The organism is Halopseudomonas xiamenensis, from assembly GCF_014219065.1.
GTDB classification, from domain to species: domain Bacteria; phylum Pseudomonadota; class Gammaproteobacteria; order Pseudomonadales; family Pseudomonadaceae; genus Halopseudomonas; species Halopseudomonas xiamenensis.
Map to the genome: position 1 here is coordinate 105658 of NZ_JACLGO010000012.1, position 12367 is coordinate 118024.

The following is a 12367-nucleotide window of genomic DNA, read 5'->3' on the forward strand; positions in this document are numbered from 1 at the left end:
TACTCCTCGCAGTGTCTCAAGGGCGGCGGATCGCGCCGCCCGAGACGTGGGCAGTCGGTGGTTATTCGGATTCCAGGTCGATATCGATGGCCAGCGAACGGATTTCCTTGACCAGCACGTTGAAGGACTCCGGCATGCCGGCCTCCATGCGATGGTCGCCGTCCACGATGTTCTTGTACATCTTGGTCCGGCCGTTCACGTCATCCGATTTCACGGTCAGCATTTCCTGCAGGGTGTAGGCTGCGCCATAGGCTTCCAGGGCCCAGACCTCCATCTCACCGAAACGCTGACCACCGAACTGGGCCTTACCACCCAGCGGCTGCTGTGTTACCAGGCTGTAGGAACCGGTCGAACGGGCGTGCATCTTGTCGTCGACCAGGTGGTTCAGCTTGAGCATGTACATGTAGCCGACGGTGACCGGGCGATCGAATGCATTGCCGGTACGGCCATCGTACAGGCGCATCTGACCGCTGTCCGGCAGGTCCGCCAGGCGCAGCATGTGCTTGATCTCGACCTCTTCGGCGCCATCAAACACCGCTGTGGCCATGGGCACACCAGCGCGCAGGTTGTTGGCCAGGTCGATGACTTCCTGGTCATTGAGGGCATCCAGGTTTTCCTGGCGACCACCAACCTTGTTGTACACCTCGTCGAGGAACTCGCGCAGCTCGGCAATCTTGCGCTGCTCTTCCAGCATGCGGTTGATCTTTTCGCCCAGGCCCTTGGCCGCCAGGCCCAGGTGGGTTTCCAGGATCTGACCGACGTTCATCCGCGACGGTACACCCAGCGGGTTGAGCACGATATCCACCGGCGTGCCGTTCTCGTCATGCGGCATGTCCTCGATCGGCATGATCACCGAGATGACACCCTTGTTACCGTGGCGACCAGCCATCTTGTCACCCGGCTGGATGCGACGCTTGATCGCCAGGTAGACCTTGACGATCTTCAGTACGCCCGGCGCCAGGTCGTCGCCCTGCTGCAGCTTGCGTTTCTTGTCCTCGAACTTCTCGTCGAGCATCTTGCGGCGATCGATCAGGTAGGCCTGGGTGCGCTCCAGCTGCTCGTTGAGCGCATCATCGCTCATGCGCAGCTTGAACCACTGGCCACGCTCGATACCTTCGAGGATCTCGGCGGTCAACGCGGTACCTTTCTTCAGGCCAGCGCCACCTTCGGCGGACTGCCCGATCAGCGCCGCACCGAGACGCTCGAACGCTGCTGTCTCGATGATGCGGAACTCTTCCTGCAGATCCTTGCGGATCTCGTCGAGCTGCTGCTTCTCGATGGCCAGCGCACGGCTGTCGCGCTCGACGCCATCGCGGGTGAATACCTGCACGTCGATGACGGTACCCTTGGTGCCGGTCGGCACGCGCAGGGAGGTATCCTTCACATCGGAGGCCTTTTCACCGAAGATCGCGCGCAGCAGTTTCTCTTCCGGCGTCAGTTGGGTCTCGCCCTTGGGCGTGACCTTGCCGACCAGGATGTCGCCCGGGCCGACTTCGGCGCCGACGTAGACGATACCGGCCTCATCCAGCTTGCCCAGCGCCGCTTCACCGACGTTGGGGATGTCCGAGGTGATCTCCTCCGGCCCCAGCTTGGTGTCACGGGATACGCAGGTCAGTTCCTGGATGTGGATGGTGGTGAAGCGGTCTTCCTGAACCACACGCTCGGAAACGAGGATCGAGTCCTCGAAGTTGTAGCCGTTCCACGGCATGAACGCCACGCGCATGTTCTGGCCCAGGGCCAGCTCACCCATATCGACGGAGGAACCGTCGGCGAGAATGTCCTTGATCGCCACCACATCACCTTTCTTCACCAGCGGACGCTGGTTGATGCAGGTGTTCTGGTTGGAACGGGTGTACTTGGTCAGGGTGTAGATATCCACACCGGCCTCACCGGCCTCGACCTCGTCGTCGTTCACACGGATAACGATACGACTAGCATCCACCGAGTCGACCACACCACCACGGCGGGCGGTCACGCAGACACCGGAGTCCAGCGCCACGTTGCGCTCCATACCGGTACCTACCAGCGGCTTCTCGGCACGCAGGGTCGGTACAGCCTGGCGCTGCATGTTCGAACCCATGAGGGCACGGTTGGCGTCATCGTGTTCGAGGAACGGGATCAGCGAGGCGGCGACCGACACGACCTGACGCGGCGATACGTCCATCAGGGTGACTTCTTCCGGCGCCTTGACGCTGAACTCGTTCATGTGACGAACCGCGACCAGCTCTTCGACCAGCTTGCCATCACGTACCTCGGCACTGGCCTGGGCGATGACATGGTCAGCCTCCTCGATGGCCGACAGGAACACGATCTCGTCGGTAACAACGGTGTCCTTGACGCGGCGATAGGGACTTTCCAGGAAGCCGTACTCGTTGGTACGCGCATAGGTCGCCAACGAGTTGATCAGACCGATGTTCGGACCTTCCGGGGTTTCGATCGGACATACACGACCATAGTGGGTCGGGTGTACGTCACGCACTTCGAAGCCGGCGCGCTCACGGGTCAGACCGCCCGGCCCAAGCGCGGACACACGGCGCTTGTGGGTAATCTCGGACAGCGGGTTGTTCTGGTCCATGAACTGCGACAGCTGGCTGGAACCGAAGAATTCCTTGACCGCGGCAGCCACCGGCTTGGCGTTGATCAGGTCCTGCGGCATCAGGCCTTCGCTTTCGGCCATGGACAGGCGTTCCTTCACGGCGCGCTCAACGCGTACCAGGCCCACACGGAACTGGTTCTCGGCCATTTCGCCAACCGAGCGGATGCGACGGTTACCCAGGTGATCGATATCGTCGACCACACCCTTGCCGTTACGGATATCGACCAGGGTCTTGAGCACCTCGATGATATCTTCCTTGCTCAGTACGCCGGCGCCTTCGATTTCCTCGCGGCCGATACGGCGGTTGAACTTCATGCGGCCGACGGCGGACAGGTCGTAGCGGTCGCTGCTGAAGAACAGGTTACCGAACAGGGTTTCGGCGGCATCCTTGGTCGGCGGCTCGCCGGGACGCATCATGCGGTAGATCTCCACCAGCGCTTCGAGCTGGCTGGTGGTGGTATCGATACGCAGGGTATCGGAGATGAACGGACCGCAATCGATGTCGTTGGTGTACAGGGTTTCGATCTGCGAAATCTGCGCCTTGACCAGCTTGTCGATCAGATCGACGCTGATCTCGGTGTTGCAGTCAACCAGAATTTCGCCGGTCGCCGGGTGCACCACGGTCTTGGCGATGGTACGGCCAACCAGGTAGTCGTAGGGCACTTCCAGGCTGTTGATACCGGCTTTTTCCAGCTGGTTGATATGGCGCGCGGTAATCCGGCGGCCCTTCTCGACGATGACCTTGCCTTTGCCGTCAGTGATATCGAAAGTGGCGATCTCACCGCGCAGGCGCTGCGGTACCAGCTCCAGCTGCAGGCTCTCGCCCTGCACCTCGAACTTGTTGGTGTCGTAGAAGATGTCGAGGATTTCCTCGGTCTGATAGCCCAGCGCGCGCAGCAGCACCGACGCCGGCAGCTTACGGCGACGGTCAATACGGACGAACACCGCATCTTTGGGATCGAACTCGAAGTCCAGCCAGGAACCGCGGTAGGGAATCACGCGGGCGGAATACAGCAGCTTGCCGGAACTGTGCGTCTTGCCACGGTCATGGTCGAAGAACACACCCGGGCTGCGATGCAGCTGGGAGACGATCACACGCTCGGTACCATTGATCACGAAGGTACCGTTCTCGGTCATCAGGGGTATTTCACCCATGTAGACTTCTTGCTCCTTGATATCCTTGATCGCCTTGCTGGCCGATTCGCGATCAAAGATGATCAGGCGCACTTTCACCCGCAGCGGGACCGCATAGGTCACACCGCGCAGCACACACTCCTTTACATCGAAAGCCGGGTCACCCAGCCGGTAACCGACATACTCGAGCGCCGCATTACCGGAATAGCTGATAATGGGGAAGACAGATTTGAAGGCCGCGTGCAGACCGATATCACGAACGCTGTCCTTATCCACACCGGCTTGCAGGAATTCCCGGTAGGAATCCAGCTGAATAGCCAGCAGATAGGGCACATCCATCACATGCGGCAGTTTGCCAAAGTCCTTGCGGATACGTTTTTTCTCAGTGTATGAGTAAGCCATCAGCGTTCCCCAGCTTGGTCACCTGCTTGAGTGGCTCCCCCTGACGGGAAAGCCTGAAAATGCTTGCAAGACCTTGTCTTGCTCACTCGCTTGGAGTGGTACCGTCGCAACCCATCAGGCTGGAACGGCAAAAGGCCGGTGGCACACAGGCCACCAGCCATCAATCTGACCGTTGATCAGACTGTCGACGCAAGGTCGCGCAAGCTTACTTGAGCTCGACCGCTGCACCTGCCTCTTCCAGAGACTTCTTGGCCGCTTCGGCCTCGTCCTTGGAAACGCCTTCCTTGATGGTGGACGGAGCGCCGTCAACCATGGCCTTGGCTTCTTTCAGGCCCAGACCGGTCAGTTCACGAACAGCCTTGATGACGTTGACTTTCTTGTCGCCAGCGGCAGTCAGGATGACGTTGAACTCGGTTTGCTCTTCAGCGGCAGCAGCGCCACCAGCAGCCGGGCCAGCAGCAACAGCTGCAGCAGCGGACACACCGAACTTCTCTTCCATTGCGCTGATCAGTTCAACGACCTGCATAACGGACATTTCAGATACTGCGTTGATGATATCTTCGTTGGTCAGAGCCATGACTCTATATTCCTGTATTGGGGGACGCCCCTTGGGGTCGTCAAAACATTAAAAGCAAACGAACAAAGCACTAGCCAGCCAATCAGGCAGCCTCGGCTTCCTTCTGATCGCGGACAGCGGCCAAAGTACGAACGAACTTGCTGGTAGCGCCTTGGATAACGCTCATCAGCTGGCTGATAGCCTCGTCGTAGGTCGGCAGAGAAGCCAGTTTGTCGACTTGATCAGCTGCAAGGTAATTGCCTTCGAACGCGGCTGCCTTGATCTGGAACTTGTCCTGGCCCTTGGCGAATTCCTTGAACAGACGGGCGGCTGCGCCCGGGTGCTCGTTGGAGAACGCGATAAGGGTAGGACCGACAAAGACTTCGTTGAGGCATTCGTACTCGGTGCCTTCAACTGCACGACGCAGCAGGGTGTTACGTACAACACGTACGTACACACCGGCTTCGCGCGCGTCTTTGCGCAGACCAGTCATGGCAGACACGCTCACACCGCGGGCATCAACCACAACGGCAGACAGCGCACCTTTGGCAGCTTCGTTGACTTCAGCGACGATGGCCTTTTTGTCTTCGAGCTTAATTGCCACGGGTTCTACTCCTGGATTTACCATTGATCGCCCTGGGGCGACGTGTTTTGGTGTCTGATCCAGCCTGCACTGAATCGTGAGCACCATCTGCGTAGGCTTGGGATTGCTCCCGGTTTAAGGCTTGCGCCCCCTACGGTCTTGGACAGCCCCCAACTGGCAGGGACCCCAATAGTTGACGCGCCGCAAGCGGCGCGTCGTTGAATCAGATATTCAGAGCGCTGTGATCAACCTGCAGACCCGGGCCCATGGTGGTGCTCAGGGACACGCGCTGCAGGTAAACGCCCTTGGAAGTGGACGGCTTGGCACGCTTCAGATCGGCCAGCAGAGCTTCCACGTTCTCCTTCAGCTTGACCGGCTCGAAACCGACCTTGCCTACGGAGCAATGAATGATACCGTTCTTGTCGGTGCGGTAGCGAACCTGACCGGCCTTGGCGTTCTTCACCGCGGTGGCCACGTCGGCGGATACGGTGCCGACCTTGGGGTTCGGCATCAGGCCACGCGGGCCCAGTACCTGACCCAGCTGACCAACCACACGCATCGCATCCGGGGAAGCGATGACCACGTCGTAGTTCAGATCACCAGCCTTCATTTCGGCGGCCAGATCATCCATGCCTACCTTGTCGGCGCCGGCAGCCAGGGCGGCTTCAGCGTTGGCACCCTGGGTGAATACGGCAACGCGCACAGTCTTGCCAGTGCCGTGGGGCAGCAGGGTAGCGCCACGTACGACCTGGTCGGATTTACGCGGATCGACGCCCAGGTTCACCGCCACGTCGACAGACTCGACGAACTTGACGCTGGAAACCTCGGCCAACAGGGCGGCAGCTTCTTCAAAGCCGTATACCTTGGTGCTATCAACTTTCTCGTTGATTGCCTTTTGACGCTTGGTCAGCTTAGCCATTACACACCCTCCACAGTCAGACCCATGCTACGGGCCGAGCCCGCGATGGTGCGCACAGCTGCTTCCATGTCGGCAGCGGTCAGATCGGCCTGCTTGGTCTTGGCGATCTCTTCGATTTGGGCACGGGTAACGGTACCCACTTTCTGACTGTTCGGACGCGCGGAGCCGCTCTTGACACCAGCAGCCTTCAGCAGCAGAACGGCAGCAGGAGTACTCTTGGTTTCAAAAGTGAAGCTGCGGTCGCTGTAAACAGTGATGATCACGGGAGTCGGCAGACCGGGCTCCATGCCCTGGGTCTTGGCGTTGAACGCCTTGCAGAATTCCATGATATTGACGCCGTGCTGACCCAGGGCCGGACCTACCGGCGGACTCGGGTTAGCCTGACCGGCCTTGACTTGCAGCTTGATATAAGCCTGAATCTTCTTTGCCATCTGTTTTCTCCAATGGGTAATAGCGCCTCGCGGCTCCCCGTCTTAATGTATTGCCCACTGACAACAAAACCCCGCACTGCCTTCAGGCACTGCAGGGTTCAGGCGGGCGATGGAACTCAGCCTTTTTCGACCTGGCCGAATTCGAGCTCCACTGGCGTGGGGCGACCGAAAATGAGAACAGCTACCTGAACACGGCTCTTCTCATAGTTCACTTCTTCAACAACACCGTTGAAATCGGCGAACGGACCGTCAGTCACCCTGACCACCTCGCCCGGCTCGAACAGTGTCTTCGGCTTCGGCTTGTCGCTGCCGTCAGCCACGCGACGCAGAATGGCTTCTGCTTCACGATCGGCAATGGGTGCAGGCTTATCGGCGGTTCCGCCGATGAAACCGAGTACGCGGGAGGTATCCTTGACCAGGTGCCAGGTGCCTTCGTTCATTTCCATCTGGACCAGAACGTAACCAGGGAAGAACTTGCGCTCGCTCTTGCGTTTCTGCCCGTTGCGCATTTCCACCACTTCTTCGGTGGGCACCAGGATTTCGCCAAACTGATCTTCCATGCCGGCCAGCTTGACACGCTCCTGCAGGGAGCGCATTACGTGCTTCTCGAACCCCGAGTAGGCATGTATGACGTACCAACGCTTAGCCACGGAACACCTTTAGCCAATGAACTTAGAAATAATCCAACCCAGAAGGGTATCAAGCCCCCACAGGATCAGGGCCATGATCAGCACAACTGCAACAACGATGAGGGTTGTCTGAGTGGTTTCCGTACGAGTTGGCCAGACCACTTTGCGTATTTCAATACGCGCTTCTTTAAGCAGCGACCAGAATGCCTTGCCTTTTTCGGTCTGCAGGGCAACGAAGCCTGCAACCAGGCCGAGCACAACCAGTGCTACGGCACGATACAAAACAGATTCAGCAGCGAAATGATGATTACCGTAGACACCGACAAAAACGAGTATAGCCACGACAATCCACTTGAGGACATCTAAGCGGCTATCGTGAGTTTCTGCCTTGGTGCTCATCAATCGTACAATCCTGTTTTGTCTTTGCCAGATAATCTGGCAGGCCAGGAGGGAATCGAACCCCCAACCTGCGGTTTTGGAGACCGCCGCTCTGCCAATTGAGCTACTGGCCTGTAATCGCAGTTGAGCCGGCAATGATACCGGCTCAACATCTCAAGATCAATCGCTAATTAAGCGATGATCTTGGCAACCACGCCGGCGCCAACGGTACGACCACCTTCGCGAATCGCGAAGCGCAGGCCGTCTTCCATGGCGATCGGAGCGATCAGGGTGACAACCAGCTTGACGTTGTCGCCCGGCATGACCATTTCCACGCCTTCCGGCAGTTCGCAGGAACCGGTCACGTCAGTGGTACGGAAGTAGAACTGCGGACGGTAGCCCTTGAAGAACGGGGTGTGACGACCACCTTCGTCCTTGCCCAGCACGTACACTTCAGCTTCGAACTGGGTGTGCGGCTTGATGGTGCCCGGCTTGGCCAGAACCTGACCACGCTCAACGTCTTCACGCTTGGTACCACGCAGCAGAACGCCAACGTTCTCACCGGCACGGCCTTCGTCCAGCAGCTTGCGGAACATCTCGACACCAGTACAGGTAGTCTTGACGGTGTCCTTGATACCAACGATTTCCACTTCTTCCTGGACGCGAACGATACCGCGCTCAACACGGCCAGTCACAACGGTACCGCGACCGGAGATCGAGAACACGTCTTCGATCGGCATCAGGAACGGCTTGTCGATGGCACGCTCAGGCTCAGGAATGTAGCTGTCCAGAGTCTCGACCAGGGTCTTGACGGCGGTGGTGCCCATGCCGTTGTCGTCCTGACCGTTCAGCGCCATCAGCGCCGAACCAACGATGATCGGCGTGTCGTCGCCAGGGAAGTCGTAAGTGCTCAGCAGATCGCGCACTTCCATTTCCACCAGCTCCAGCAGCTCTTCGTCGTCAACCATGTCGGCCTTGTTCAGGAACACGACAATGTAGGGTACGCCTACCTGACGGGACAGCAGGATGTGCTCGCGGGTCTGCGGCATGGGGCCGTCAGCAGCGGAGCAGACCAGGATCGCGCCGTCCATCTGGGCAGCACCGGTGATCATGTTCTTGACGTAGTCGGCGTGACCAGGACAATCAACGTGCGCGTAGTGACGAGTCGGGGAATCGTACTCTACGTGCGAGGTGTTGATGGTGATACCGCGCGCCTTTTCTTCAGGGGCGTTATCGATCTGATCGTAACCCTTGGAGGTGCCGGCGCTGCCGAACACTTCGGCGCAAACGCGGGTCAGGGCAGCGGTCAGAGTGGTCTTGCCATGGTCAACGTGACCGATGGTGCCCACGTTCAGGTGCGGTTTGCTGCGTTCGAACTTCTCTTTAGCCATCTCGAGAGATCCCCTATGCTGAATGCAATGCGCGAGTCACGCGACCATTAAATAAAAGGCAGATATTTTCATATCTGCCTTATTACTGGAGCTCATGAGCGGATTTGAACCGCTGACCTCACCCTTACCAAGGGTGTGCTCTACCAACTGAGCTACATGAGCTTACATCGTCGCACTACCGGACTGGAGCGGGTAGCGGGAATCGAACCCGCACCATCAGCTTGGAAGGCTGAGGTTCTACCGTTGAACTATACCCGCCAAGAGCCCTTGCCCGGCAATACTAAATCTGGTGGAGGGGGAAGGATTCGAACCTTCGAAGGCTAAGCCGTCAGATTTACAGTCTGATCCCTTTGACCGCTCGGGAACCCCTCCGCAAAAGAGGCGCCATTTTCATCACTTGGCGCCGCCCTGTCAACACTTTTCTTAGAAAAAACCGCAACTTGAAAAGATTCAGGGCTTATCCCCCTCGCGCCATTCCGATTTATCGAATGCCGCGCTGGAGCGGTCGCTATTCTAGGGGATACGCGTGTCGTTAGCAACGCCTGTGCATGGCTGATATTGATGTTGCAGCGATGGGAAATCGACCCGCAGCCGCGACAGCATGGCCTGGTCCACCAGGCGCCTGGCGCTACTGCCAACCTCCACCACGAATTGCTGCTGTTTTTTGCTCAAGGCATGCAGGCGCACCTCATGCCCCAGCTCACGCAACTGCTCCTGGCGCAGCTGCGCATAGTCTTCCCGCGAGAATACGCCAAGCGACAACTGACCAGCCATCTCGCCACGAGTGATGAGAAAACTGTCGATGCCCTGCTCCTGCAGCGCCGACAGCTGGATCACCGCATGTCGCTCGCCACCCACCACCGGCATCACTAGCCAGTAATCAGTACCACTGATCACTTCCCTTGGCCGTACCACCGAGGCCACATCCAGTGCCAGCAACCGCTGCCGCAACTGCTCCGCCTCGCTCATCGTCTCGAATCGGCCAAGATTGACACATAGCGCTGCAGCAACGGACCTAGGACGCATGGCCGCCTCATCTGGCGCTGGCTCTCCTGGCGTCGCAACCACCACGGGCGAGGAGTCAGCAGCCGGCGCGCGACTATCAGCCGGCCGGCTCTGCAACTGCCACAGGCCATACAGGATATTCAGCAGCAGTAGGGACAGGAAAATGTATTTCATGGCCCGTATTCCATGGGGCAGGCCAAAGCCAGGCCACGGAACACCAGATCCGATACCACTTGAGGCTCCTCCGGCAGAATCCGCGCCATGCTTGCCGCATCCCCGCCGGTGAGAATGATCACCGGATCATCGCCCAGCAGTTGCTGGGCAATACGCAGCTGTTCACGCACGAAGCCTGACAGCATCAGCCCGCAACCGAACTCCACCGCTTCGGCAGTCGTGGTGCCCGGACGCGGTTCGGCCAGATCCTCATGCACATTGTCGTCATAGCGAATCAGTCGCGTGTGACTGAGCAGACTGCCACGCAGCAGTTTGCTGCCTGGCGCGATATAGCCGCCGAGATGATGGCCATCGGCGTCGACGAAATCGGTGGTAACAGCGGTACCCAGATCGATCACCACGCAGGCTCGCTCACACAACTGGTAACCGGCCACCAGGGCCAGCCAGCGATCCATCCCCAAGCGGGTGGTGTCGGCATAGCCATTGGTCACACCCGCCAGCTGTGTGCCCGGTCGGGCCAGCATAGGGTGGCGCTTGAGCCAGCTGGTCAGTTGATCGACGATGACCTGGGTTTCTTCCTCGGAACGCACACTGACCAGACGACAGCCATGGATCTCGCGTTCCTGGCCACCAAGCAGACGCTGCAGTTCCACCAGGTCCGGCGCCATGTCCCCGTCCCGGACACGCCCCTCCCGATCCAGCAAACGCCACTTGATCAGAGTGTTGCCGCAATCCAGCTCAAGAATCATCATTCAGCCTCAGGCTTACTTCACCGCCGTTGAGCAGCACTTCACCATCCACAGTTCCCAACCGCAAAGCCCCCCTGCTGTCTACACCGAGCCCCACGCCAGACCAGCAGTTGACCCCCGCCTCCACCCTGACCGGCAGACCGCGCCACGCATCGCGACGCTGCCAGGCGTCAACATAAGGTGCGAAGCCCTGCTCGCGGAACAACTGAACCGCTGCCAGCAATCGCTGAATGAACGCTGCGACCAACAGATTGCGATTCAATTGCCCACCCTGACGGGATAACAACAAGGATGTCCAGGCCTGCTCGATGGCCGCCTCGGCATCACTCATAAGCACATTGACGCCCACCCCGATAATCGCCACGCAGTCCGAGGTCAGATCGCCGGCGAGCTCTACCAGGATACCGGCCAGCTTGCGCCCATCGAGCAGAACATCGTTCGGCCACTTCAAGGCACAGCCCTTGAAGCCACAGGCTTCGAGCGTCTCGACCAGGACCAGACCGACCAACAGGCTCAGCCCCTCAAGCCGCTGCGCGCCACCAGAGAAGGGCAATGCCAGGGAAAGATAGATATTTTGCGCATAGGGGCTGACCCACTCCCGCCCCCGCCGCCCCTTGCCTGCAGATTGCCGCTCGGCAATACAGGCCAGCGGTTGCTGCTGATTCGCGGACGAAGCCAGTTGACGCATCAGCTGAGCATTGGTGGAGTCCACCGTATCCAGCAGCTGCCAGTCGATCCGCGCCACCAACTCTGCAGGCATGGCAGCGTGGATTGCCGCCAGATCCAGCAGACAAGCTCCCCGCGGAATACGGTAGCCCCGGCCACGCACCCGCTGAATCGGAAAGCCGTCATCCTCCAGCCGCTTCAATGCCTTCCAGACAGCGGCACGACTGACACCCAGCGCCTTGCCCAGTTCCTCACCAGAGTGGAACTGCCCATTGGACATCATGTTGAACAACGCAGCTAGCATGGCGAATCGATCTTGAAAAATGAACTGCGCATGATAGCGCCGCCGCGCCGGTTTATGAATGGAAATGTAACACTACGGCCGCATTTCAGCAGCGGGTGATCTGCTGGTACGGGCTGCTACAGGCGTAGCCCCGACGTGCTACCCCCGATCGCGGAAAGTAAAAAACCCCAACCTGTATCCAGATCGGGGTTTTCTGTTTGAAGCTTGACGATGACCTACATTGACTCGCGCCCTCCCGGCGCTCGCCCTACGGGCAGCCTGCGGCTGTCCAAATTCGCTCCCGGCGAATTTGTCACATGGCGGTGGTAGTGACCAGGCAGCATCAGGCACAAACAAAAAAGCCCTGCCAGATGGCAGGGCTTTTTTATTTGGTGCTTGACGATGACCTACTCTCACATGGGGAAGCCCCACACTACCATCGGCGATGCATCGTTTCACTGCTGAGTTCGG

General features: G+C 59.0%; 11 protein-coding genes, 4 tRNA genes and 1 rRNA gene. All 16 read right to left on the reverse strand.

Annotated elements, in window-relative coordinates:
• Nucleotides 1–61: 61 nt before the first annotated feature.
• Nucleotides 62–4132, reverse strand: coding sequence for a DNA-directed RNA polymerase subunit beta (gene rpoB / locus H6X51_RS10315; RefSeq protein ID WP_185267452.1), 4071 nt, complete (start codon nucleotides 4130–4132; stop codon nucleotides 62–64).
• Between the two features lie 205 nt (nucleotides 4133–4337).
• Nucleotides 4338–4709, reverse strand: a complete 372-nt coding sequence (gene rplL, locus H6X51_RS10320; RefSeq protein WP_185267453.1) for a 50S ribosomal protein L7/L12 — start codon at nucleotides 4707–4709, stop codon at nucleotides 4338–4340.
• A gap of 82 nt (nucleotides 4710–4791) precedes the next feature.
• Nucleotides 4792–5292 carry a 50S ribosomal protein L10 gene (rplJ, locus tag H6X51_RS10325; protein WP_185267454.1) on the reverse strand — a complete coding sequence of 167 codons (501 nt, stop codon included), beginning with the start codon at nucleotides 5290–5292 and terminating at the stop codon, nucleotides 4792–4794.
• Between the two features lie 202 nt (nucleotides 5293–5494).
• Complete coding sequence (gene rplA, locus H6X51_RS10330) at nucleotides 5495–6190, reverse strand: 50S ribosomal protein L1 (protein WP_185267455.1); 696 nt, start codon at nucleotides 6188–6190, stop codon at nucleotides 5495–5497.
• Complete coding sequence (rplK, locus tag H6X51_RS10335; RefSeq protein WP_105646769.1) at nucleotides 6190–6621, reverse strand: 50S ribosomal protein L11; 432 nt, start codon at nucleotides 6619–6621, stop codon at nucleotides 6190–6192. The genes rplA and rplK overlap by 1 nt, the downstream gene beginning before the upstream one ends.
• A gap of 116 nt (nucleotides 6622–6737) precedes the next feature.
• Nucleotides 6738–7271, reverse strand: a complete 534-nt coding sequence (gene nusG / locus H6X51_RS10340; RefSeq protein ID WP_185267456.1) for a transcription termination/antitermination protein NusG — start codon at nucleotides 7269–7271, stop codon at nucleotides 6738–6740.
• Nucleotides 7272–7280: 9 nt separating this feature from the next.
• Nucleotides 7281–7649, reverse strand: a complete 369-nt coding sequence (gene secE / locus H6X51_RS10345) for a preprotein translocase subunit SecE (RefSeq protein WP_185267457.1) — start codon at nucleotides 7647–7649, stop codon at nucleotides 7281–7283.
• A 37-nt stretch (nucleotides 7650–7686) separates the two neighbouring features.
• A tRNA-Trp gene (locus tag H6X51_RS10350) sits at nucleotides 7687–7762 on the reverse strand.
• Between the two features lie 57 nt (nucleotides 7763–7819).
• The gene (tuf, locus tag H6X51_RS10355; RefSeq protein WP_105646772.1) at nucleotides 7820–9019 is read right to left on the reverse strand and encodes an elongation factor Tu; all 1200 of its coding nucleotides are present in this window, start codon (nucleotides 9017–9019) and stop codon (nucleotides 7820–7822) included.
• Between the two features lie 86 nt (nucleotides 9020–9105).
• Nucleotides 9106–9181 (reverse strand) — tRNA-Thr (locus tag H6X51_RS10360).
• Between the two features lie 22 nt (nucleotides 9182–9203).
• A tRNA-Gly gene (locus tag H6X51_RS10365) sits at nucleotides 9204–9277 on the reverse strand.
• A gap of 29 nt (nucleotides 9278–9306) precedes the next feature.
• Nucleotides 9307–9391, reverse strand: a tRNA-Tyr gene (locus H6X51_RS10370).
• A gap of 141 nt (nucleotides 9392–9532) precedes the next feature.
• Entirely contained in the window at nucleotides 9533–10198 is a 666-nt protein-coding gene (locus tag H6X51_RS10375; protein ID WP_185267458.1) for a hypothetical protein, read from the reverse strand.
• On the reverse strand, nucleotides 10195–10947 hold the full coding sequence (locus H6X51_RS10380) for a type III pantothenate kinase (RefSeq protein WP_185267465.1): 753 nt from the start codon (nucleotides 10945–10947) through the stop codon (nucleotides 10195–10197). The genes H6X51_RS10375 and H6X51_RS10380 overlap by 4 nt, the downstream gene beginning before the upstream one ends.
• Nucleotides 10937–11917 carry a biotin--[acetyl-CoA-carboxylase] ligase gene (locus tag H6X51_RS10385; protein WP_235991302.1) on the reverse strand — a complete coding sequence of 327 codons (981 nt, stop codon included), beginning with the start codon at nucleotides 11915–11917 and terminating at the stop codon, nucleotides 10937–10939. The genes H6X51_RS10380 and H6X51_RS10385 overlap by 11 nt, the downstream gene beginning before the upstream one ends.
• Before the next feature lie 373 nt (nucleotides 11918–12290).
• Nucleotides 12291–12367, reverse strand: a 5S ribosomal RNA gene (gene rrf / locus H6X51_RS20485); the annotation flags it as partial.

What these genes read in the sequence shown, in the direction of transcription:
- rpoB (WP_185267452.1), bottom strand. Translation starts at nt 4,132, where the DNA reads ATGGCTTACTCATACACTGAGAAAAAACGTATCCGCAAGGACTTTGGC.
- rplL (WP_185267453.1), bottom strand. Translation starts at nt 4,709, where the DNA reads ATGGCTCTGACCAACGAAGATATCATCAACGCAGTATCTGAAATGTCC.
- rplA (WP_185267455.1), bottom strand. Translation starts at nt 6,190, where the DNA reads ATGGCTAAGCTGACCAAGCGTCAAAAGGCAATCAACGAGAAAGTTGAT.
- rplK (WP_105646769.1), bottom strand. Translation starts at nt 6,621, where the DNA reads ATGGCAAAGAAGATTCAGGCTTATATCAAGCTGCAAGTCAAGGCCGGT.
- secE (WP_185267457.1), bottom strand. Translation starts at nt 7,649, where the DNA reads ATGAGCACCAAGGCAGAAACTCACGATAGCCGCTTAGATGTCCTCAAG.
- tuf (WP_105646772.1), bottom strand. Translation starts at nt 9,019, where the DNA reads ATGGCTAAAGAGAAGTTCGAACGCAGCAAACCGCACCTGAACGTGGGC.
- H6X51_RS10375 (WP_185267458.1), bottom strand. Translation starts at nt 10,198, where the DNA reads ATGAAATACATTTTCCTGTCCCTACTGCTGCTGAATATCCTGTATGGC.
- H6X51_RS10380 (WP_185267465.1), bottom strand. Translation starts at nt 10,947, where the DNA reads ATGATTCTTGAGCTGGATTGCGGCAACACTCTGATCAAGTGGCGTTTG.
- H6X51_RS10385 (WP_235991302.1), bottom strand. Translation starts at nt 11,917, where the DNA reads ATGCTAGCTGCGTTGTTCAACATGATGTCCAATGGGCAGTTCCACTCT.